We start from the raw sequence: 22,203 nt of genomic DNA on the forward strand, positions 1-22,203 counted from the left end.
CCCACATCCCGGGCGATCGGCGCCTCTGTTGTACGGAGGAGACTCGCCATCCGCTCGGTACGCAACATCGTCAAATAGGCGATAAGCCTGGGACTTCCGAGGGTCCTTCCGGCGGTGCCGCAAGCATGACATGTCAATCACGGTCAAGACCGCAGGTCCTCGGTCATCCCACACAAGCGACGAGACCGGACTCCGCAGGATACGACGGCGACACTCACTTCGCCCCTTGATGATCCGCTGAATCTTGTCGAGGCGTTCATGCACGGGCGCGCTCGTTCCGGCGGTCGCGTCATGCGGTCGCTGCGTTGATGTCGGTTTAGTCGGAGCAAGACGACGCCGCCCACGATGAGCGCAAGCGCGAGCGCCCTGAGAAGGCTGACGGGTTCGTGGAGCCAGATCATTCCGACGATTGCGGTGCCGAGCGCTCCGATGCCGACAAAGACCGCGTAGGCGGTGCCAACGGGAACGGTCTTCATCGCGACGTTGAGAATCAGTAGGACTGCGATGGTCAGCGCGCCGCAGACGATCGTCGGGAGCAGTTTGGTGAAGCCCTCGGTTAGGCGAATGCTGTGCGCCCATGCGATCTCCAGAAGCCCGGCCGCGATGACGGCGATCCAGCCGATGCTCACCGCAGGTCCAGCCGGGCGATTTCCGCTCGCAGGTCGACGGTGAACTCGAACGACTGCGCGGCAAGGTTGGCTGCCAGATGTTCAGGCAGCGACGAGCCGGGAATGACCGCCGTTGTCGGGCTTTGGTCGAGAATCCAGGCCAAGGCGATCGTTGCCGGCGATACGCCAGCGGCCTGGGCGGTCTCCTGCAGCGGCGAGTCTGGCCTGACTAGGGCGCCGTTCCCGAGCGGGCGGAACGCCAGGTACGGGATGCCCAGTTGTGTCGCGGCGTCGAGGACATCTCGTCCGGCATCGAGTCCGAGGCGGAACTCGTTCTCTATCGACGCGATGGGCGTGACCGTCCGAGCGCGCTCGAACAGGTCGAGGGTGACGTTCGACACTCCGACATGGGCGATCAGCCCTTCGTCTTTCAGCTCGGCGAGCGCGCCGACGGTGTCCTCGAACGGGATCGTGGTGTCCGGCATGTACCGCGCGTGGACCAGCGGCAGCCTGTCGATGCGGAGCTGGCGCAGGTTGTCGTGCACGGCGCCGCGGATCGCCTCCGGCGTCGCGTCGGCAGCGAAGCCACCGTCAGGGGTTCGTCGAGCGCCCACCTTCGTCGCGATCAGGAGGTCGTCGGGGTAGGGGGCGAGCGCTTCGGCGAGCAGACGGTTCGCGATCTCGGGACCGTAGTAGGCGGACGTGTCGATGAGCCGCACGCCCTGTTCAACCGCACTCCGAACGAGGTCCTTGCAGGCCTCGGGATCGACGGGGCTGCCCAACGCCATCGGTCCGGTGAGCTGCATCGTGCCGTAACCGACGCGTCCCACCTCGTAGCCGGCGATGGCGATCGTCGCGTTCTGCATCGTTCCTCCTCAACTAAGTGGACGACGTGTCCGGATACTTACAGTACACGAAGTGGACGAGGCGTCCAGTTAGGATGGTGGGGTGAGGAAGAAGCTGCTCGACACGTCACCGCCGGAGCGAGCCGACGCTGCCGCGAATCGCCAGCGCATCCTGGCTGCGGCCGAACAGCTCTTCGCTGCTCAGGGGCCACGGATCACCATGTCGGATCTAGCCACCGCTGCCGGCGTAGGACGAGGCACGCTCTATCGGCGGTATCCCGACGTAGCCTCGGTCGCGGTCGCCCTGCTCGACGTCCACGAGCGGGCATTGCAGCAACAGCTTCTGTCCGGACCGCCCCCGCTCGGTCCAGGCGTCCCACCCCATGAACGGTTGGTGGCCTTCTATGCGGCCATGGTCGACTTGTTGGAGCAGCATCTGCCGCTCGCGCTGGGAGCCGAACTAGGCGCCGCCCGTTTCAGCACCGGCGCCTACGGGTTCTGGCGAACCTTCGTCGCCTCACAGGTTCGAGAGGCCGGCGTACGCGACGACACGCTCCCCGACGTGCTGCTCGCTCCACTCGCCCCCGAGGTCTACCAATATCAACGGCACGTGCGGAAGCAGTCAGTCGCCGATGTCAAGGAAGCGCTCGGTCGTCTTGCCGCGGTTCTCTCACGATAGACGGGGAAGTCGGCGTGGTTCAGAATCTCAACCGTGTAGCAGGGGCACTCGGCGGAGAGTTCTCGGCGGGTGCGTAGCTCGCACCGTGATCACCGCCAGCAGGCACAGCGCGCGTAGTCCCTTGCGCGGGTTGCCATGCCTTGGCCAGCCTGACAGGACACAGACGGACCGTCCCGGAGCGCCATGAGCCCGGCGGGCGCCGTCGCAGACGCCGCGCTCCGGTTACGGAGGCGGCTGATCCGGGACGTACTGGTCGAGAATCCATCGGCAAATCGCCTCTACGACGTAGGCCTGTTCGGCCTCATCGAGCGCATGACCAGCGGCGATGCCGTGCCAGCGTTCCAGGCAGGTGCGGCAGCAGGTTGCCGTGGCGTGCTGCGCGACGAATACGGGATGCCCCCGATAGGGCGTTTGCCGGCCGTCACTACGCGGCTCGGCCGGCGGGTGTGGCCCGGACGTTTTCGCGGGCGGCGTTGGCCTGAGCGATCAAAGGTTCGGCGGCGATCGCGAACCGCCGGCCTGCGGAGGTCACGGCGAGCACACCCGCAGGGCCACGCTCGACGAGGGCGACCCCGAGCTGTCCTTCCAGACGTTGGATGCGCTTGGTCAACGCCGATGAGGTCAGGTGCAGCCGCACGGCCGCACGCCCATAGTGCCGCTCCTCCACGAGAACCAAGAAGTCGGCGACCAAACCGAGATCCAGATCCATACGCGCCCCTGCGTGGTGGATGAGCCGCCGCAGGTGAACTGCCGGGCGGGCGGGTGTTTCATAGGGGACCACCTATGAAACACCGCCCTACGTCGTGGGTCCGAGTGTCCGGGCCGGCGGAGCTGTCTGCGAAGATCCCGAGTTCGGATGGCTACGCTGGATCCGCAAGCTGGAGGAGGTTGCGATCTGTATGGGTGACGGGCACGGGCCCGGACAGTCTGAGCAGGAGGACTCGCTCGGAGCCGGATGGGAGAGGCACCGGCCCGCGGTTTTCGGTGTGGCCTACCGGCTGCTGGGGAGTGTGGCCGATGCCGAGGACGTGACCCAGGATGTGTGGCTGCGGGCGGCCGGAGCGGATCTGCAGGGCATCGGTGATCTGCGGGCCTGGCTGGTGACGGTGGCCGCGCGGCGGTCGTACGACATTCTCAAGAGTGCCCGGGTCCGTCGGGAGACCTATGTCGGGCCGTGGCTGCCTGAGCCGCTGCTGACGGGGCCGGACGCGTCGCAGCCGGTACTCGTCGATGAGTCCGTCAGTTCGGCGATGCTGCTGATCATGGAGGAGCTGTCCCCGCCGGAGCGGGTGGCCTTCGTCCTACACGATGTCTTCGGTCTTGAGTTCGGCCGGATTGCCGAAGTGCTGGACGTCTCCGTGCCGGGTGCCCGGCAGCTCGCCTCGCGGGCGCGACGGCGGGTGGCCAAGGCGAAGTCCATGCCGCAGGCGTCGAAGGCGGAGCGCGAACGCGTCCTCGCGGTTTTCCGCGCCGCGTACGAGGCAGGGGACCTGGCCGGCTTGGTCAGGCTCCTGCACCCGGACGCCGTCTACGTCACCGACGGCGGCGGCAAGGTCTCCGCGGCACGCAAACTCATCCACGGCGGCGAGCGTGTCGCCGAGGTCATGGTGCGTGTGGGGCGCCAGCGGCGTCCGGACCGCATCGACTTCGCCGAGGTCGGTGGCGAGCTCGCCCTCGTGTTCCACCGGGAAGGCCGGGTCTACTCCGTCGACACGGTCCAGATCACAGACGGTCTGATCACCGCGTACCGCAGGGTCATCAATCCCGACAAACTCGTGCGCGTCTGAGCTGTCACACCCGGAAGGGCTACCTCGTCTCCCTGATGAGAACGCAAGAACGGGCGACGAAGGAATACGCGCCGGCAGGTGAGATCGATCGTGCGGAATGGCATACATCCACCTGCTGCGTCTTCCCGACGACGAGCCGCTATGAGCCCTTCGTGTGAACGGACTGCGCGCTCGAGTCGCCCCTCCCAGTAAGGACCTGTATGCAAGCCATCACTGTTCGAGACCGTGACGCCGGTCTTGCCGGGATGTCCCTGACAGACATGCCCTACCCCCATGCGGCCGAGAACGACGTCATCGTGCGGGTGCACGCCTCGGGCTTCACCCCTGGAGAGCTGGACTGGCCCGGCACGTGGACCGATCGCGCAGGCCGCGACCGGACGCCGAGCGTGCCCGGGCACGAGCTCTCGGGTGTCGTCGTAGAGCTGGGGTACGGCACCACCGGCCTGAGCGTCGGGCAGCAGGTGTTCGGCCTGGCCGACTGGACGCGCAACGGCACGCTCGCCGAGTACACCGCGGTGGAGGCCCGCAACCTCGCCCCGTTGCCGGCAGACATCGACCACATCCTGGCCGCCGCGCTGCCCATCTCCGGGCTGACCGCCTGGCAGGGCCTGTTCGACCACGGCCGCCTCACCACAGGCCAGACCGTCCTGATCCACGGTGCCGCGGGCGGCGTCGGCTCGATCGCGGTACAGCTCGCCCGCGAGGCCGGCGCCCGCGTCATCGGCACCGGCCGCGCCTCCGACCGGGACAGGGCACTCGCTCTCGGCGTCGACACCTTCATCGACTTGGAAGCCGAGAAGCTGGAGGACGCCGGCGAGGCCGACGTCGTGTTCGACGTGATCGGCGGCGACATCCTCAACCGCTCGGCCGCCCTGGTGCGCGCCGGCGGCACGCTCGTCACCATCGCCATGCCGCCCAAGGTCCAGCCCAAGGACGGGCGGGCGGTCTTCTTCATCGTCGAACCCGACCGCACCCGGCTCACCGACCTCGCCCAGCGAGTGAGGGACGGCCGACTCAAGCCCGCCGTCGGCGCCGTATGGCCGCTCGCCGAGGCGCCCGCCGCATTCACCTCCGGGAAGCCCACCCCGGGCAAGACGATCATCCGCGTCACGGACAACTGAGCAGGAGACCATCCTCGGAATGCGGATCGCCGGCGGCCTGCTGACCGTCGCCACATTGACCACGGCCACGGACCGCTCCAGCTCGGATCAGTCCGCCCATGCCAAGGGGCCAACCGCGGCCGTGGCATCGAAGCATCCGGGGTTCCCGTAGTTCTCAGGAAATTTCGGGCGGATATGGCTGAGTAGGCTTCTGAGCTGGGGATCTTGGGGTGCTGGCTGGAGGCGCGGGTGTTCGCGGACGAGGAACTGGAGCGCCTGCGGGGCTTCCCGGAGATCGGCCGGGACGAGCTGTTCCGGTTCTTCACCCTCACCCCGGCGGACATCGCCTTCGTGGACCCCGGTCGGGGCCGAGGCCCGGCGGACCGGCGGACCGGCTGGGCCTCGCGGTGGCGCTGTGCACGCTGTCGTGGCTGGGATTCGTGCCGGACAAGGTGTCCACCGCACCGCCGGTGGCGGTGGCTCGGTTGGCCGACCAGTTGGGTGGCGACCCCGTCGAGCTGCGGTCCTACGGCCGGCGGGCGAAGACCCGCACCGAGCACCTGCGTCTGGTCGCGCAGTACCTGGGGTGGCGCCCGCCGTCGACGCTGGAGCTCAAGGAGCTCGACGAGTTCCTGCTCGCGCGAGCGATGGAGCACGACTCGCCGACTCTGCTGTTCCGGCTGGCGTGCGAGTACCTGATCTCCGCGCGGGTGATCCGGCCTGGACCGGTGATCGTGGTCAAGCGGGTCGCGCACGCCCGCGAGGAAGCGCAGCGGGAGACGTTCGCCCGGCTGGCGCACGAGTTCACCGACGTTCGGTGCGCCGCGCTGGACGGGCTGCTGGTCACCGACCCCGAGGTCAAGACCACACGACTGCGGTGGCTGGCCACCGGCCCGGTCGAGGCGTCCCCGGCCGCGGTGAAGGCGGAGGTCGCGAAGCTGGCGTTCCTACGCGGCCTGGGCGCCGATGCCCTGGACCTGTCGGTGCTCCCGGCCGAGCGGCACCGGTTCCTGGCCACCGTCAGCGGTCGGCTGACCGCCCAGGCGCTGGAGCGGCGAGATCCTCAGCGCCGCTACCCGATCCTGCTCACGCTGCTGGCGCAGTCGGCGACCGACGTGCTCGACGAGGTCGTGGACCTGTTCGACCAGGCCATCTCGGCGCGGGAAGGCAAGGCCGAGCGACCGGCGCGTCCCCGACGAGGCGCCGGACGGGTTCGTGCCCACGCGGTGGCGCGGCTACCTCGACACCGCGCGCAAGTCCGGAAACACCAGCGCTTACCGGCACTACTGGGAGCTGTGCACCCTGCTCGGGTTGCGCGACGGACTGCGCACCGGCGATGTGTACGTGCCCGGCTCGCGGCGCTACTCCGACCCGCCACCTACCTGCTGACCTCGGACAAGTGGTCGGCGCAGCGCATGGAGTTCTGCCAGCTCGTGGGCAAATCCGCCGACCCCGCCCGCGCCCTGGCCGCCGCCGAGGACGAGCTGGGCGAGGCACTCGGGGAGCTGGAGGGAGTGCTGGCCGCCGGTGACGGCCCGGTGCGCTTGGACGATGGCGGCGACCTGGTGATCTCGCCGCTGACCGCCGAGGACATCCCGGCCGAGGCGGTAGCGCTCAAGGCGGAACTGACCGAGATGCTGCCGTTCGCGCCGATCGTGTCGCTGCTGATCGAGCTGGACAAGCGCACCGGGTTCCTGGACTGCTTCACCCACGCCGGCGGCAAGCAGTCCCGCAGCCCGGAGCTCAAGCGGAACCTGATCGCGGTGCTGATCAGCCACTCCACCAACCTCGGGCTCACCCGCATGGCCGACGCCTGCGGGATCTCCTACGACATCCTGGCGTGGACCGCGGAGTGGTACGTGCGGGAGGAGACGCTGCGGGCGGCGAACCTGGCGATCGGCATCCGGGACCTGGGCAAGATCACCCTGTACCGCACCGGGTCGCGAGCGCAGGTCGAGGCAGAGTTCCCGCACACCGAACCGCTGCTGACCCGCAAGCTCAACACCGACCTGATCGCCGATCACTACGACGACCTGCTCCGTGTGGCCGGGTCGTTGAAGTTCGGGCGGGCCACCGCCTCCCTGCTGGTCGGCAAGCTCTCGGCCTCGGGACGGCAGAACGCCCTGGCTGCGGCGCTGAAGGAGTACGGCGCGCTGAGGAGAACGATCTATGCGGCCCTTATGTGGAATCTAATTTGTCAAGCGTGGCACTACGGCTCGGCGGTGGATATCGACTGGCCAGTTTCGCGATGAAACTGGACAATCGCCTGTCGTGATGGGTATCTCCGGCTTCGAGCCGACCTTTCTTGTCGGACTTGAAGCCATCCGCGATGAACGCGGACCGGGCCTGGCCGCGCTTGGTGGTCGGCGTCTGACTGGCTTCGCGATCGTACGTTTCATCGAGGACGGGGACTGGTATGCCGAATGCCCCGTCGTCTTGGACTTCGACGGCGTCCGGGTAGAGATCAGCCACTCGAAGTTCGATGAGCTGTCGATCAGCTGGAACACCATCGACACGACGGCTGCGATCACCGGCTGGGACTGGTTCGAGCTGACTCCGGCGTGGTCCAGCGCCGATGAACGGCTTAAGCGGCTCTTCAACTTTGAGGGGGTGCTCACCCTCACGCCGCTGGGTTGATCATGTGCACGCCAACCGTACGCGGCGGCGTTGGTTGTCCAGGTTTCGGAAGCCGAACGCCACGCGGGCGGCGTCCTTGATAAGCCGGTTCGTTCCCTCGGTTCGGGCGTTGGTGACACGCGTAGTAATGAACGCCAGCGTCTCTGGCCACCATTCTGCGATCGTCTCAGCGAGTGTGGTCAGCTCGGGGATGCCCGAGTCGGCGCACCAGGAGAAGAACCGGAACAGCCGGTGAGAGATCACCGACCGGGGCGCCTGGGTGCGGGCGCAGGCCAGCAGGGCACGCAGTTCTTCCTTGGCGATCCAGGCGGTGAGGATCTGCCCGGTGGGTTCGTGGTCGATCAAGGTGTTCCACATCGCCGTGAAGGTGCGTTCCGACAGGTGCTCGCGGGCGCGTAGCAGCCTGCGCCGGTTGGCCCATTCCGGATCGGTGGCACGGCCCCGGCGTCCGCGTTCCTCGCGGGTGACCCGCTGGCGCACCGCGGTCAGCGCCTTGTTGGCCAGCGCGACCAGGTGGAAGTGATCGACAACGATCGTGGCGTGCGGCAGAGCCTGCTTGACCGCGGTGCGGTAGCAGGCGGCCGGGTCGATCGCCACGATCTGCACGTGGCTCTTCCAGTCCCGGCCGCGGGTGTTCAGCCAGTCCAGCACGGCCTTGCCGGTGCGGCCGGCCGCCTGGCCGAGCAGCCCACCGGCCCCAGACAGGTCGACGAAGTTGGTCTCGAAGGGCTCGGTGCGCGTCCATGTCCCGCTTACCTGGTCCTTGAACCACTTGGGCCTGCCCCGGCGGGTCTCGTCGATGCCCAGCACTCGGGGTGGTTCGGGCTCGATCAGGACCGCATCGGCGTGAACGCTGAAGTGGCGGTGCACCAGCGGCCAGCCCAGCCGATACTCCCGGCTCACCGCCGCGACCGACCGGCCCGTGGCGACCTGGCGTGCGACCGCCCGGCACAATCGGCCGGTCACCCGAGCCCTGGGCGGGATCTCCGCGGTGGATTCGGTGAACGCCTTGCGGGGGCACAACTGCTCGGTGCAGGCGAACTGCCGTTTGTGCCAGCGCACCTCGATCGGCTCCTCGCCATGGGGGACGTCTCGCGGACGGGTCGTACGCCGTTGCCGAACCAAGGTCGAGATGACCCCGCATTCGGGGCAGGCGGCCCAATCCTCGGGGCGTTCGATATGCACCAACCGTCCCGTTTTCCCGTCGTCATCGGCGACGCGTTCGACCTCCACCACCGCTATTCCCGGCATGCCGAACAGGATCGAAGTACTGTCGTTCACAGCCCGTGGCCCCCGTCACTAACTGTCCTTGATCAACAGCCAGTGTTGCGGGGCTACGGGCTCTCGCCTGTCAGGGCACGCCCAGGAACTTCCCCCTCAAGATCGAAGAGCCGCTTAAGCCGTTCATCGGCCAGGAACTGTGCGAGGTGGCTCTACTCGAGTGGCGGCCATCACGTCGCGACGTGGCGGCCGGCACCCTCGCTGTCGAATTTGTCTTCGACACGGGCCGCTTCCACATCGCCAATGCTCTTGATGAGAACAGCATCGACCTCGGCGACGCCCATCCAGAGTTCGTGCGGCATCCACTCGGCTGTGGCGCAGCCTGACCAGTGCCGCGTCAGGCAACGTTTGCGACGTTCGTCGTTGGCCCTGAGCCGACGGTAGGTGACGTGGCACCGTGCATCGAAGTCGAGCGTTATGGGCGCCGTCCCGTTGCGAACCTGAACGCCCCGAGCGCCCGAATCGGTCGCGCGCTCGGTCTGCGGTCTGGTTCGCATCACGACGGTGTTGAGCAGGTGGGATCGGGCGCCGATGAGAAATGGCGCCGACAGCCGTCTAAGTAGACGTCCGGTGAAAACGCGCTGCGCGCATCAAGAGAGAGCAACGAGATGAGACCACTTCGATACTCGATCAACGTCACGCTCGACGGCTGCTGCCATCACGAGGCAGGGCTCCCCCCGGACGAGGAGTCGATGCGTTACTGGACCGCTGAGATGGAGCGAGCCGATGCCCTGCTATTCGGCCGGGTGACCTACGAGATGATGGAGTCGGCGTGGCGGAAGCCGGCCACGGACACGTGGCCTGACTGGATGGATGAGTGGCAGATCCCGTTCGCCGAGACCATCGACCGGGCGAAGAAGTACGTCGTGTCGAGCACGCTGAGCGCGGTCGATTGGAATGCCGAGCTGGTGCGAGGCGACTTCGGGCAAGCGGTTCAGCGGCTCAAGCAGGAGTCAGGCGAGGGCCTGTGGGTGGGTGGCGTGACGCTCCCCCTGGCGTTGGCAGATCTGGGACTGATCGACGAGTACGAGTTCCTTGTGCAGCCGGTCCTTGCCGGACACGGGCCGACGTTGCTCGCCGGTCTGCGCGAGCGCATCCAGCTCGAGCCCGTGGACCGCCGTGAGTTCCGGTCGGGGGCGGTCGCCCTGCGATACCGGCCCACGCGAGTTACGGCTTGACGTGATTTATCCTGGCACGTTGGCCGCTCCCTCGCGACGGAACGACGGCCCGGGGTCGCGTTGGCCGCGCTGGCCGTGCCCCCGAACGCGCGGACATATCGACGGGGGGACATCGCCCTGAGGTGCCGGTAGCGGACAGGGCAAACGTTGCCTGACGTGGCACTAGGTCGGCCTCCGGTTGATCTCGATGACCGGCAGCAGGGTCGCCTGGGCCGGTGTGCTGATTTCCCGGGGTGTGGGCCCGGCGGGGGTAGGGACATCGGCAAGTTGGCCGAGCAGCCGGTCTAGGGCCGCCTGGCCGTCGTCGACCGCGGCGCGTTCGTCGTCGGTGAGCGGGATGTTGGCGAGCATGCGCTGCAGGTTGTCCTTGGCTTCCAGCAGCAGCGCTTTGGACGAGGCCTTCGGGGTGTAGAAGTCGCAGCGGGCGCAGGCCATGCGGTGCGGGCACTGTTCGAAGAACGTGTATGTGCAGTAGCCGTGGCCCATGTCGTAGTACTGCCAGGGCTCGCCGGCCGCCACCGCACCGCTGGTGACGGCGTCGCGGTCGACGAGGACTTCGATGGTGCGGACGTTGCGGGCGAAGTACCCGGCGTCCTTGTATGCCTGCGCGAGCTTGTTCGGGGTGATCTTGGCGTAGTGCTGGGTGGTCTCGGGCGAACGGTGGCCGAGCCATTCCTGCAGCTCGAACAGCGTCATAGGTTCCTTGGCGTTGTAGAGCTGGGTCGCGATGGTCGCCCGGGCCCGGTGGCTGGTGATGTTGCCGCGGAGGTCAGCGGTCGGGACGCCGGCCTTGCGGCAGAGCGTCGGGATGATCGTGTCGTTGATGTATGCCTTGGCGACCCGTCGTGCCCGAGTCGCGAACAGCAGGTCGACCGGCTCGCCAGTCTTGCGGTCGAGCATCTTCGGCTGGTCGGGCCGGACGGCCTGCCATGCCTCGATGGCCTGTCCGAGGAGCGGGTCGACCGGCTTGGTGAACGCGGTGCCGGTCTTGTGGGTGGGGATGTCGAGCAGACATACGGCATCCTCAGCGAGGACATCGCGGGAGTCGCCGGGGATCGATGTCCCGTCGTGTTGCCAGCGGATGCAGCCGATGCGAAGCCGGGCGATCTCGTCGCTGCGCTGGCCGCTGAACAGCCAGGTCAGCGTGATGGCGCGGATGAGTTCCATCGGGTAACAGGGACCGCTGGCGTTGGCCGGGAGGTCGTCGGCTTCGATGTTGAGACCGGCCCAGAGGAGCTTGGCCCAGATGTCGTCGGCGATCACCCGGGGGTTCGGGCCGATGAGTGCCTGGATGGTGCGCGGGGTCGCCAGCGCCCGGGCGGGATCGAAGCGGCGTGGGAACCACTCCCATTCCTGACAGTCGCGGAAGAAGGTCCTGGTGGCGGTGAGGTAGCCGGCCTTCGTCCGAGGGGAGATCGGGTCGCCTTTCCTCTTGTCCAGACCCGCGTGGCGTTGGACGTGTTCGCCGACGGTCAGCCGGTCGATAGTCGCGACCCAGGCAGCGCAGGTCTGGCGGGTCCACTCGCTGGGTTCGGTGATCTCCGGGTGCTCGGCGGCCAGCCAGCGGCCGGCCTTGGCTATCACGCTTCGGAAGATCGCCCGGACCTTCGGCGTCAGCGTCGAGGTCGAATGCCATCGGTCGACCCAGGTCGCCCATGACTCCGCGGTGCCCTCGATGGCGGGCAGGCCAGCGTGGATCGACGACGGCGGGTCGCAGAACCCGAGGCTGGCGGCGGCGCGTTGGATGCCGTGGATCTCGGCGACCTGCCAGCGACGCCGCATCCTCGGACGGAGCTGGATGAACGCTTCGGTGGTCAGGTCCGCCAGCAGTGGGCTGCCGTTGAGGAGCAGCAGTTGACTGAGCACGGTGGTCATCCGCTCGCGTTCGGAATCGCCGATGCGGTAGCCCCAACCGCCGAGGGTCTCCGACACCTGCTGATAGGCGTGGTCGACGAGTTCGATGCCGAAGATGCGCCGGGCGAGGTTCAGCCGTCCGAACGGCCCCATCCGGTCGAAGTCGGTGAACCCGCCGAGCAGGTAGGCCAGGGCGACGAGGTGAGGGCGTGCGGTTGGGTCGATGGTGTCCGGCCACGGGCGCTGGAACTCGGCGATGCTGACGCCGATCAGCCGGAGCCAGCCCTGCGCTGACCAGGCCCAGAACGAGGTCTTCTCCTCGGCGCAGCGCAGCAGCACCAGGCCGATCGCGTCAGCGACCGCCCGCCGGTGCAGCTCCGTGTCCGCGTGGTGCAGGGCCGCTGCCGCGTCGTCGAGCGGCCGGGTCAACCGTCCGAGCATGTTCCATTCGGCCAGGTCATCGATTCGGCTGGTGCGGTGGCGCAACCTCGTGTCGAGGCGCTGCATGACAGCCAGCTCAAGATGGCTGAGAGTAGTCCGGCGGTCGTAGCAGGTCACGTCCACCGGCCAGACCCACGAGCCTGCCGATCCGAGCTCGGCGGGCCGCCGCGACGCGGCGGTCACCGGCCCGCTCCAACCGGGATGCCGTCGGCGGCGAGCTGGGCGAGCATGCCGATTCGCCAAGCGTGGATATGCTCCATCCCGCGGGCGAGCTTGTCGGCCAGGTCCCGGCCGGACAGGTGGATGTAGCGCATCGTCGACTCGGTCGACCTGTGCCCGGCGAACGTAGAGATGGCGTGCAGTTCCCAGCCCATCCGGGCCAGATCAGTCAGGCAGAGATGGCGGGTGGTGTGCGTGGCGAACCGCGGAACTCCGGCGGCCAGGGCGATCCGGCGGACCACCTTCGACCAGGTCCACAAGCTCAACGGCTCACCGAAGTTGCGGCGCGACTCCGACAAGAACAACGGCCCCCTCGCCCGGCTGATCGCCGCCCGACGCACCAAGTAGCCCGACAGCAGTACTCCGGTCGCAGCCGAGTACGGGACGATCCGCTCGAGCCTGTTCTTCGTGGTCTCCGCTCGTACCCGCAGTGTCCGGTGCCCCGGATCCAGATCGTCGGTGCGCAGCGAGCACAGCTCCTCGCGGCGCAGCGCCGCGTCGTAGGCCAGCGCGAGCATCACCCGGTTACGGGCTGGCTCAAGCGCCGCGACCGCCAACACATCCAGCCACTGCCGCTCGTCCGGGATCCACGGCAACTTCGTCAACCGCGGAATCAGACCCCGATCGTGTCCACCGAAGTCACGGCCGGGCGTGTAGCGGCCCCGCCCGACCGGGTTGGAGTCCCGCAACCCGTCTTCCATCAGGAAGTCATAGAACAAGCGGACCGGCACCAGCCGCTGCTGCAACGTCGCGTTCGCCAGCCCCGCCCCGGAGTCGATCGACACGACGTTGACGCCGCGCTTGCTCGGCCGACTCGTCAACTCCCGGACGTAGACGGCGACGTGCGCCCGGTTCGCCGACACCGGGTCGACGCCCTCCCGCTCGCACGCCTCCAGGTACTCGGCCAGCCCCCGGGCGTACGCATCGATCGTCCGAGGCGCCCGGCCCAGGTCCGCCCACACCTGCAACCAGCCGACGGCCAGCTCGTGCCGCAGCAGTACTGGCCACTTGCCTTCCAACACCTTCGAGATGCTCAACAGATTTCCTCAGCTCGTGGCGACGCCCCAGAGCAAGGATCATCCCTGAGGCGAGATTCCACGTAACTAATAGGTACTTGGCTGACCCGGCGTACAGGCGGAAGATCTCGCGGCAACTGAACTAGGGCGAGTCCCTGCACGCCCTCAAGCGCGATCTGCTCTACGCCCACGAAGGAATCGTGCGGGCCCGCCACATCGAAGCGCAGACCGAGCAGGCATGGTGCCTCACGCTGGTCACCAACGCGGTGGTGACCTGGTCGACGGAGTACTACGGCCTGGCCGTGGACTCGATGCGCGCGGCAGGCCGCCGCATCGACGACGAGGTCTTGGCCCATATCTCCCCGGCGCACAGCGAGAACATCAACTTCTTCGGCGCCATCGAGGTCGACATCGAAGGCGAACTCGCGTAGCTCGGCCCGACCGGATACCGGCCGCTGCGGGTGCGCGACACCCTGTTCTGAGCCGAGGGCCTGGCGATGGCTCGGCGTACCGGCCGAGGTGTTGGGGCGATGGTCTCGCCACGGCCTGCGGCGAAGCCATCTGGCGCTGTCGGCCCTTCAGCAGTAGGCGCCGAAAAACAACGCTTAGCTGCGTCGGCGCTGCTGGATGTAGGTGCTCGCGGATCTTGCCGGGCACGTGCGGCCGCTGGTCGCCGAGCGAGATGCTTAAGCGTCGGGAACTGGTTGGCGATCTCCAGCGCGGTGAGGGGGCCTGGCTGGCGCTGTAGCTGTGTGATCAGGCGTTTGGGGACCCAGATCGCTCACACTCCTGCTCGCGCAGCGAGCGCGTCGAGCGCGATCGCAACGCGTCTGCGAAAGTAGACAGCCTCTGTTGCAGGTGGCCGTGGAAGGCCTTCCCGTCCGGGCAGACGGCAGCAGCGGTCGGGGAGAGCTGGCCATGGGTGCGCCGCTGCCCGTACGAGGGTGAAGTCGAGATCCGGTGGGTAGTGCTCGAGCCCAGCCGAGTACGCCGTGCCGAGTCCGGAACGCGAGGACTACCTGCGGACGCAGATCGCGCACCGATTAGGTTTCCGCGCCGTGCCCGTCTGTACGTGTGAGATCGACTCACGAGAGGCTGGCACGATGCGGAAACTGATCTTCGGCATGAACCTGAGCCTGGACGGCTACATCGCCGCGCCCGGCGACGACCTCGGCTGGAGCGTACCGAGCGACGAGCTGTTCCAGTGGTGGTCCGACCGGGTGGGGGCGACCGGCATGGCGCTGTACGGGCGCAAACTGTGGGAGACGATGAGCTCCCACTGGCCGACCGCTGACCAGCAGCCTGGCGCTACCCCGGCTGAGATCGAGTACGCCCGCCGCTGGCGGGACATGCCGAAGGTGGTGTTCTCCTCGACGACCAGCACGGTCGACTGGAACACCCGCCTGGTCACCGGCGACGCGGTCGCCGAGATCACCCGGCTCAAGGCCGAAGACGGCGGCCCCATGGACATCGGCGGCGCCACACTTGCCGCAGCGGCCATGCGGGCCGGGCTGATCGACGAGTACGTGCTGGTCACCCACCCGGTCCTGGTGGGCGGCGGCACGCCGTTCTTCACGGCCCTGGACAGCTGGGTGAACCTGACCCTGGTGGAGACGCGGACGTTTCCCGGCGGCGTGGTGCTGACCCGATACGAGACGAGGCGATGAGCACGGGCCAGATGCTCGGCTCGTGAGGCCAGGTCCTGGGCTCGTGAGGCCAGGTCGAAATCCTTCCTGGCGTGCTCACCGTGACCCTCGGCTATGAGGGAACCTTCCCCGGCCCCTTCCTTGCGTTCCGAGTGAGCTGTTGACCGACTTGCTGGAGATGAGGGCGACGGCGTCGTTGATTGTGACGATGTTCTTCGGGCATGAAGATGCCCCGCCGGCAGCGCCGGCGGGGCGGTGGTGTTCGCGTTGTCGCGTGGGTGTTCAGCTGGTCGGGGTGCTCATTCCGCGGTGACTTCGGTGACGGCGGCCCGTGCGCTGGACTCGTCGACGATGGGGCCTTCGTCTGATGACAGTGTCGGGGGCAGGCCCAGCCATGGTTTGTCGGTGGCGTCGAATCCGGTGAGCTCGGCGATCTTCCCGTCGACGATGTGCAGGACCGCGATGGTAAATAGCCGGTACTCCGGGTCGTCGGGGGTGCGGAGGTACAGCGCGGCGGCAGGCATGCGGTTGACCGTCGTGGTGATACAGCGCCAGTCGTCGTGGCCGCGCTGGAAGAGCCCACCGGAGACCCAGCCGTCCACCGCGTCCTTGGCCGTGATGACCGAGGTTCCCGGCTCGGGCAGCATCGCGAAGCGCAGGTCGTCGCGCAGCAGGGACATCAGCCCGTCCAGGTCGTTGCGCTCATGGGCGTCGATATACGACTTCACCACGCCCCGCTCGTCATTCGACAGCTCGTGGGTGGCGGGGCTCCGCCAATCGAGGCGGCGGTCGGGCAGCTGCTCGCGCATCGTCACACGCGCCCGCTGCAGTGCACTGGTCACCGATGCGACGGTCAGCTCGAGGGCGTCGGCGGCCTTCGACGCCGGCCAGCCGACGACGTCGCGCAGGATGAACACCGCCCGCTGCCGCGGCGGCAGGTGCTGGACGGCGACGATGAACGCCAGCTCGATCGTCTCCCGCGCCACCACCGATTCCTGCGGGTCCTCGGGGAGCATCCGGTCGGGGTAGGGCTGCAGGTACAGCACCTCGGAGCCGGGGTCCGGCAGCTCGGACGGTACGGGTGTGCGGTCGTTGCGCTTCTCCAGGAAGTCGAGGCAGGCGTTCGTCGCGATACGGTACAGCCAGGTCCGCAGGGCCGCGTGGCCCTTGAACGACTCCCGCTTGTTCCAAGCTCGCAGGAACGTCTCCTGCGTCAGGTCCTGGGCGTCCTCGTAGTTCGCGAGCATCCGGTAGCAGTGCACCTGCAGCTCACGCCGGTAGCGCTCCGTGATGAGCGCGAACTGTGCTGCGTCATTTGAGCGGGCCGCCGCGATGAACGCGGCCTCGTCGTCGCCCAGCAGTCTGGCGTCGGTCATGGTCGTCAATCCTTCCGCGGGTGGCGAGGGGCTACCAGAACTGACGACGTGGCGGAGGATTTCTGATCGGTGAAGCCGCTGACACCAGGCCGTTCGTCAGGCCGGATGGGTCGGGTCGATCCAGGGGACGTGCTCCGGGTCGGGCACACCCTCGATGTCGAGGTGGGGTCCCCGTAGCACCCCACAGCTTCGCGTCGTTGTCCGGTGGCGTGTTTGCCCGGCCGGTCCCGCACCCGCTCGACGAAGTCCGCGGCCTGCTGTTCAGCGTCAGCGGCTCCGGCGGCGCCTTCAGGTGCGCGAGCGCCTGTTCGTGCAGCCGTGCGTCGATGGTTCTTCGCACTGGCGCCGTCGTACGCTGAGGTCATAGTGATCACGTTTCCTGTCGACGGGCCTCGGCGTGTCAGATAATCCCGCATTATCTGACAAATTGGAGGATCGCTCCTGGGACGACGTCCCCGGCGGCGACACCCCTTTATGCGTGTTATCTGACAGCTGAGGGGAGCGGGGTCCCGATGGCCACCGAACGGCACCTGGCCGCCGTCGCGCAACCGCCGACCGACAGGCGCCGCCGAGCGGCGTGCCGACCTCCGAGGCGCTCGCCTCGTTCCTGCGGCACCTGCCCGACCGGCGCGGCCGGTCGGGCCGGATCACCTCGCCAGAGACCGTCCGCTCCTACACCTCGGCCCTGCCGACCGCGTTCGCCGGGATCACCGACCTCGGCGAACTGGCCGACGCCGGCTGCGACCAGTTGCACGCCAACATCCGCGCCGCCTGGGGCGGCAAGGCGCCATCGACGTTCAACGCCAAGCGTGCCGCCGTCGGCTCCGCCCTGGCCTACTTCCACGAACAGGACTGGATCGGCGACCCGACCGCGGTCCTGGCCGGACTCGACCGGGAACACCAGCCCAAGCCGACCGACAACCGCGTCCGCACCCGCGAACAGATCGACCGGCTGATCACCGACAAGCGCCAGTCGCTGGAGGACCGGACGCTGTGGTCGATGCTGTACTCCACGGCCGCCCGCGCCGACGAGGTGCTGCGCCTGGGCGTCGAGGACCTGGACCGCGCCAACCGCCGTGCCCGCACGATCCGCAAGGGCGGCAAGGAAGACGACCTGCTCTACGACATCCGCACCGCCCGGATGCTCGGCCAGCTCCTCGGCCGCCGCCGCACCGGGCCGGTGTTCCTGTCCACCCGCCGCGCACCCGAGGACGGCACCGCGCGCTCCGGGGAGTTCGACAAGAGCAGTCGACGGCGCCGGATGACCTACCGCACCGCCGAACGACACCTTGGCACCGCTACCAGTGGCTGGGACCCGCACGATCTACGCCACTCCCAGCTCACCCACGCCGGAGAGGACGGCGCCACCGAGGCCGACCTGATGAACCTCTCCGGTCACGAAGACCGCCGCACGCTACAGCGGTACCTCAAGCCGTCCAAGGAGGGCACCCACCGACGGCTGGACGAGATCGACGCTCAACGCGGTACCTAAACGCCCAGCGCGGAGGAACTCGCCGCCCGCATGGCCACGCACTGACCAGAATCACCGCAGGTCAGGCATATCCGCCCGAAATTTCCTGAGAACTACGGGGACCCCGTGTGCCCGGAGGCACCAGTGACCAGATCGGTGAGGAAGCCATCAAGGTGCCGGGCGGGCGAGTGCGCGCGGCCGAGCCGCTCGATGTGGTGGCCCGAGGAAGAGAAATCGAGCAAGGCCGCCGCATAGATGCGAGCCGCGCATCTTTGCGTGGCTCGCATCTTTGCGTGGCTCGCAAAATTTGCGTAGAGTATTCGCATGGGGCTGAGAGAGCGCAAGAAGGAAGAAACCCGGATCGCGCTGAGCTGGGCGGCGATCAAACTGACCGTCGAGCGTGGCTTCGACAACGTCAAGATGGAGGACATCGCCGCCGAGGCGGGTGTCTCGCACCGCACGTTCAACAACTACTTCTCCAGCAAGGGCGAGGCGATCGCGGCCAGGCACTTCGACCGAGCGGTGCAGATCGCCGACGAGTTGAGGTCCAGGCCGGACGGCGAACCCCTGTGGGAGGCCATCACTAATGCCGTGTTCGCCCGGTTCGCGCTTGGCATGCAAGAGGCCGAGCGTCCGGCCGACGAGCGCTGGATCGCCGGTGTCAAGCTGATGAGCCAGCATCCGGAGCACCGGGGCGAGTTCCTCAAGGCCCACACGGCCGCGCAGGATGCGCTGGCCGCGGCGGTCGCCGAGCGCACCGGCACCAATGCCGATCGAGATCTGTATCCGCACCTGGTCGCCGGGGCGGTCGGCGCCGCCATACTCGCGGCCATCCATCTGTGGCTCCACGGCGATGCGCCGGCACCGTTCGAGGAACTGCTGCGCGACGCCCTCGGTCAGGTCGCCGCTGGCTTGCCCACGCCCTGACCCTTCCAGACCTCTCCCATCTTCCCTATCGAAGATAGGCCGGCCTGCCGCCGGTCGATCCGTCATGCCCGGAAGGACCACCATGATCGCCGATATCGTCATATCCGGAGCCGGGCCCAACGGCCTGATGCTGGCCTGCGAGCTCAGCCTAGCCGGAATCCGCCCCCTGGTCCTGGAGCGCCTGCCGGAGCGCACCCAGGACAACCGCGCCAACGGCCTGGTCGGCCAGGTGGTACGGATGCTAGACCGGCGAGGCCTGTACGAGCGGCTCGCTGGTAACCAGGACCCACCGCGGCCCACTCCCGGATTCGTCTTCGGCGCGCTGCCCATCGACCTGAGTGTGCTGGACGACAACCCCTTCTACATCCTCCAGGTTCCGCAACGCAGGATCGAGCAGATGCTGGAGGAACGGGCCGTCGAACTCGCCGTCGAGATCCGGCGCGGCCACGAGCTCACCGGATTCACCCAGGACGCGGATGGCGTGACCCTCCAGGTCAGCGGGCCAGCCGCGCCGTACACGATCGAAACGCGCTACCTGATCGGTGCCGACGGCGGGCACAGCATCGTACGCAAGCTGGCCGGGATCGCCTTCCCCGGCGTGACGACCGACGACACGATCGCGCGCACCGCGCACGCCGTCGTGCCGGCCGAGTTCGTCGATCCGGCCACCGGCGGCCTCGACATCCCCGGGTACGGACCCATCCCGCCGTTCCTGCACCACCGGACCGAGCGCGGGTTGTTCGTGTACGCGCCCCTGCCGGGCACCCCCGCACCGTTGATCTCCACCATGGAGTGGAACGGACAGGACGCCGAGGGGCCGCTCACGCTCGCGGAACTGCAGGCCAGCGCCCACCGCGTGCTCGGCGTGAACATCGCTTTCGGCCCGCCCGACGGCCAAGGGCCGCACTTGATGCGCAAGCTCAACGGCGGCAACACCCGCCTGGCCGAGCGTTTCCGAGACGGCCGGGTGCTGCTGGTCGGCGATGCCGCTCACGTGCACTCGGCGATCGGCGGGCCCGGGCTCAACCTTGGCCTCCAGGACGCGGTCAACCTTGGCTGGAAACTCGCGGCCGAAGCGCGCGGTACGGCCCCCGCAGGTCTCCTCGACACCTACGAGTCCGAACGACGCCCGGTCGCTGAGCGGGTGGTGATGTCCTCGCGCGCCCAATCCGCACTGATCGCCCCTGGCAGCGAGGTCACCGGCCTGCGCGCGCTGTTCACCGAACTGCTCGGCGACCCGCGCAACGTCCGCCGTATCGCCGACCTGATGTCGGGCGCCGACGTCCGCTACGAGGTGGGCAGCGACCATCCGCTGGCCGGTCGGTGGGCTCCCGACCTGGACCTCAAAGACGGTGTCCGGCTCGCCGAGCTGACCAGGGACGGCCGCCCGCACCTGATCGACTTCACTGGCGGGGACTGGGGATACCCCGCAACCGCGGGGCTGCCCGGCTCCGCCGTGCCGTGCACGGCGCTGCTGCTGAGGCCCGACGGATACGTGGCGTGGGCCACCGACGTCCCGCAGCCGGACGCGGCGTCCGGCGCATCGCTCCGGGCGGCGATCCAACGCTGGCTGGGATGACTGGATAGGTGCACCTCGTCCTAGTGGGCACCTGAGCTGGGCCTTTGCGGTCCTGACTGTTTGATCGGAAAGGTGTCCGGAATGCGGCACGTCGGTTGCGGCCTGGCCTGCGGCGGCCCGGGCGAAACCCTCATGCAGGACCCGCCGATGATACCCGTCCGTACCGACTGCCCGGGAAACGATCAATTCCTGTCCGGGAAGCGATCTTAGAAAGGTCTGCTGCGCCCCAGGTCATGAGCACTCGTGAACACCCCACCGAAGGGCCAGCCTACGCCTCGTCAGCGGCGCCGCACCCTGGACCGGCGGGCCGTCGAGCTCTGCCGCCAGGCCCTCCCGGCCGCGCTGGCCGGGCGGATCCCCGAGCACGGCCGCCGCCGCGTGCTGGGTGGCCGCCGAGCTGGAGCACCGCACGCCCGCCGAGCTGGCCGAGCGGATGACCGCCCGCTTCGAGCACTGGCGCTACCGGCTGGCTGAGGTCACCGACCCCACCGGCGTGGCCATCACCATCACCCGCCGCGGCTACGACTGCATCGACCCTCGGTGTGAGGACCACGTGCGTCTGGAGACCGGTCGACCCGTGCGGAGCTTGTGCACACGTCAGTCACGAGATCGCACAGATGCGTCTGAGCGCATCGCAGACCGACGATCACCAGCTGTCGAGTGGTCTCCTCACACCGACTAAGACCGTTGACGCGCTCACAGACGATCTCAGCGCATCGGTTTCACCCGTCCGGTCCTCCTCCGGTCGCGCAAGTACTACGTTCCGTCGCGCCGAGTTCGACGGCGGCCGCGACGACGAACCCCGGAGAGCTGCCCGCCGGGCTGCTGGCCGCGCGCGCCGCCGCTGAGGCCGCCTACCGCAAGAGCCGCCCATCTGGATCGAGCACCAGCTGCTGCCCGACAAGCAGATGGAGGAGATGCTCCTGGTCACCTTCACGCAGACCGGCCCCTTCCAGCTCGAGGAGCCGAGCTGGAAGACGATCACCGACCTGCAGGTGGCCGAGCTGATCGGCGCGCCCGTCGACCCCGGGCGCGGCGAGGGCTACCAGCCCCGGCCGCCCGAGCCCGAACCGCAGCATTTCTACCGGGTGATGTGGGTCGCAGCCTTCCCCCAGCCCGAGCCGTTCCGCGTCGAATGCACGCTGGCACTGAACCGCTGGCAACGCCTGGCCCGCCAGTTGGTCCCCCGCGCCCGGGTGCGCGCATGCTGCTGGTACCACGGCGGCGACTGGCGCCGTGCCTCGGCGATTGCGATCCGCCTGGTCCACCGGGCCAAACGCGCCGGGGTCCCATTCGCCGACATCCGCCAGGCCGTCCTCGATGGCGCCCGCCTGGAAGGCGTGTCGGAGTGGGAGTTGGCCGCGCTCTTCTCGCTGCTGGCCGACCCCATCGTGCTGGGCCGCGCGGGACGATGGCGCACCTTCTACAGCAACGGCTAGCACCGCGCGCAGGCGATGCTCGAGGCCGGGGTACGCCGCACCATCACACTCGACTGGCGCTAGCCCTGACCGCCGCCTACTGCTCGGGGAGCCGCTCGACGCCCAGGCCCTCGCCGTCGC

20 protein-coding genes and 1 pseudogene are annotated in these 22,203 nt (G+C 68.3%); 12 read left to right on the top strand and 9 right to left on the bottom strand.

What is annotated here, in order from left to right; all coding sequences use genetic code 11:
- Positions 1–143 precede the first annotated feature (143 nt).
- Together ACOZ38_RS20735 and ACOZ38_RS20740 are read right to left on the bottom strand one after the other, a co-directional pair.
- Positions 144–629, bottom strand: coding sequence for a DMT family transporter (locus tag ACOZ38_RS20735; RefSeq protein WP_424532778.1), 486 nt, complete (start codon positions 627–629; stop codon positions 144–146).
- Positions 626–1,474: an aldo/keto reductase gene (locus ACOZ38_RS20740; protein ID WP_424532779.1), complete on the bottom strand. Its 849-nt coding sequence runs from the start codon at positions 1,472–1,474 to the stop codon at positions 626–628. Before ACOZ38_RS20740 ends, ACOZ38_RS20735 begins: the two co-directional genes overlap by 4 nt.
- Before the next feature lie 82 nt (positions 1,475–1,556).
- On the opposite strand from ACOZ38_RS20740, the gene ACOZ38_RS20745 reads away from it, so the two are divergent.
- Positions 1,557–2,132, top strand: coding sequence for a TetR/AcrR family transcriptional regulator (locus tag ACOZ38_RS20745; protein ID WP_424532781.1), 576 nt, complete (start codon positions 1,557–1,559; stop codon positions 2,130–2,132).
- A 222-nt stretch (positions 2,133–2,354) separates the two neighbouring features.
- On the opposite strand, the pseudogene ACOZ38_RS20750 reads toward ACOZ38_RS20745, so the two are convergent.
- Positions 2,355–2,513 (bottom strand): annotated as a pseudogene (locus ACOZ38_RS20750) (DUF4186 family protein); the annotation flags it as partial.
- A gap of 43 nt (positions 2,514–2,556) precedes the next feature.
- The gene (locus ACOZ38_RS20755) at positions 2,557–2,841 is read right to left on the bottom strand and encodes a LysR family transcriptional regulator (protein ID WP_424532783.1); all 285 of its coding nucleotides are present in this window, start codon (positions 2,839–2,841) and stop codon (positions 2,557–2,559) included.
- 190 nt (positions 2,842–3,031) lie between these two features.
- On the opposite strand from ACOZ38_RS20755, the gene sigJ reads away from it, so the two are divergent.
- The 4 genes from sigJ to ACOZ38_RS20775 all read left to right on the top strand — a co-directional run bounded on the left by sigJ (position 3,032) and on the right by ACOZ38_RS20775 (position 7,656).
- Positions 3,032–3,919, top strand: a complete 888-nt coding sequence (gene sigJ / locus ACOZ38_RS20760; protein WP_424532785.1) for an RNA polymerase sigma factor SigJ — start codon at positions 3,032–3,034, stop codon at positions 3,917–3,919.
- A 245-nt stretch (positions 3,920–4,164) separates the two neighbouring features.
- Positions 4,165–5,040, top strand: a complete 876-nt coding sequence (locus ACOZ38_RS20765; protein ID WP_424532786.1) for an NADP-dependent oxidoreductase — start codon at positions 4,165–4,167, stop codon at positions 5,038–5,040.
- A 209-nt stretch (positions 5,041–5,249) separates the two neighbouring features.
- Positions 5,250–7,271: a Tn3 family transposase gene (locus tag ACOZ38_RS20770; protein ID WP_424532788.1), complete on the top strand. Its 2,022-nt coding sequence runs from the start codon at positions 5,250–5,252 to the stop codon at positions 7,269–7,271.
- A gap of 19 nt (positions 7,272–7,290) precedes the next feature.
- On the top strand, positions 7,291–7,656 hold the full coding sequence (locus tag ACOZ38_RS20775; protein ID WP_424532789.1) for a hypothetical protein: 366 nt from the start codon (positions 7,291–7,293) through the stop codon (positions 7,654–7,656).
- Here ACOZ38_RS20775 and ACOZ38_RS20780 read toward each other — a convergent pair whose 3' ends face one another.
- Positions 7,657–8,937 carry an ISL3 family transposase gene (locus tag ACOZ38_RS20780; RefSeq protein WP_424532791.1) on the bottom strand — a complete coding sequence of 427 codons (1,281 nt, stop codon included), beginning with the start codon at positions 8,935–8,937 and terminating at the stop codon, positions 7,657–7,659.
- 170 nt (positions 8,938–9,107) lie between these two features.
- Positions 9,108–9,434 (bottom strand): hypothetical protein, encoded by a 327-nt coding sequence (locus tag ACOZ38_RS20785; RefSeq protein WP_424532793.1) that lies wholly within the window; start codon positions 9,432–9,434, stop codon positions 9,108–9,110.
- A 111-nt stretch (positions 9,435–9,545) separates the two neighbouring features.
- Between ACOZ38_RS20785 and ACOZ38_RS20790 the strand changes: the two genes are divergently transcribed.
- Entirely contained in the window at positions 9,546–10,115 is a 570-nt protein-coding gene (locus tag ACOZ38_RS20790; RefSeq protein WP_030925166.1) for a dihydrofolate reductase family protein, read from the top strand.
- Between the two features lie 162 nt (positions 10,116–10,277).
- Here ACOZ38_RS20790 and ACOZ38_RS20795 read toward each other — a convergent pair whose 3' ends face one another.
- Both ACOZ38_RS20795 and ACOZ38_RS20800 read right to left on the bottom strand, forming a co-directional pair.
- Positions 10,278–12,593, bottom strand: coding sequence for a tyrosine-type recombinase/integrase (locus ACOZ38_RS20795; protein ID WP_424532795.1), 2,316 nt, complete (start codon positions 12,591–12,593; stop codon positions 10,278–10,280).
- Entirely contained in the window at positions 12,590–13,666 is a 1,077-nt protein-coding gene (locus ACOZ38_RS20800; protein WP_424532797.1) for a tyrosine-type recombinase/integrase, read from the bottom strand. The genes ACOZ38_RS20795 and ACOZ38_RS20800 overlap by 4 nt, the downstream gene beginning before the upstream one ends.
- A 134-nt stretch (positions 13,667–13,800) precedes the next feature.
- Here ACOZ38_RS20800 and ACOZ38_RS20805 point away from each other — a divergent pair, with 134 nt between their 5' ends.
- Complete coding sequence (locus tag ACOZ38_RS20805) at positions 13,801–14,076, top strand: Tn3 family transposase (protein WP_424537058.1); 276 nt, start codon at positions 13,801–13,803, stop codon at positions 14,074–14,076.
- A gap of 672 nt (positions 14,077–14,748) precedes the next feature.
- The gene (locus ACOZ38_RS20810; protein ID WP_424532799.1) at positions 14,749–15,312 is read left to right on the top strand and encodes a dihydrofolate reductase family protein; all 564 of its coding nucleotides are present in this window, start codon (positions 14,749–14,751) and stop codon (positions 15,310–15,312) included.
- Positions 15,313–15,590: 278 nt separating this feature from the next.
- Here ACOZ38_RS20810 and ACOZ38_RS20815 read toward each other — a convergent pair whose 3' ends face one another.
- Entirely contained in the window at positions 15,591–16,667 is a 1,077-nt protein-coding gene (locus ACOZ38_RS20815; RefSeq protein ID WP_424532800.1) for an RNA polymerase subunit sigma-70, read from the bottom strand.
- Positions 16,668–17,244: 577 nt separating this feature from the next.
- Here ACOZ38_RS20815 and ACOZ38_RS20820 point away from each other — a divergent pair.
- The 4 genes from ACOZ38_RS20820 to ACOZ38_RS20835 all read left to right on the top strand — a co-directional run bounded on the left by ACOZ38_RS20820 (position 17,245) and on the right by ACOZ38_RS20835 (position 22,083).
- A complete protein-coding gene (locus tag ACOZ38_RS20820) occupies positions 17,245–18,159 on the top strand; it encodes a tyrosine-type recombinase/integrase (RefSeq protein ID WP_424532802.1) in 915 nt (304 codons plus the stop codon).
- A 303-nt stretch (positions 18,160–18,462) separates the two neighbouring features.
- Positions 18,463–19,065 (top strand): TetR family transcriptional regulator, encoded by a 603-nt coding sequence (locus ACOZ38_RS20825; RefSeq protein ID WP_424532804.1) that lies wholly within the window; start codon positions 18,463–18,465, stop codon positions 19,063–19,065.
- 82 nt (positions 19,066–19,147) lie between these two features.
- Positions 19,148–20,644 carry an FAD-dependent monooxygenase gene (locus ACOZ38_RS20830; protein ID WP_424532806.1) on the top strand — a complete coding sequence of 499 codons (1,497 nt, stop codon included), beginning with the start codon at positions 19,148–19,150 and terminating at the stop codon, positions 20,642–20,644.
- 908 nt (positions 20,645–21,552) lie between these two features.
- A complete protein-coding gene (locus ACOZ38_RS20835) occupies positions 21,553–22,083 on the top strand; it encodes a hypothetical protein (protein WP_424532808.1) in 531 nt (176 codons plus the stop codon).
- Positions 22,084–22,203 lie beyond the last annotated feature (120 nt).

The organism is Sphaerisporangium viridialbum, assembly GCF_049674955.1.
GTDB classification, from domain to species: domain Bacteria; phylum Actinomycetota; class Actinomycetes; order Streptosporangiales; family Streptosporangiaceae; genus Sphaerisporangium; species Sphaerisporangium viridialbum.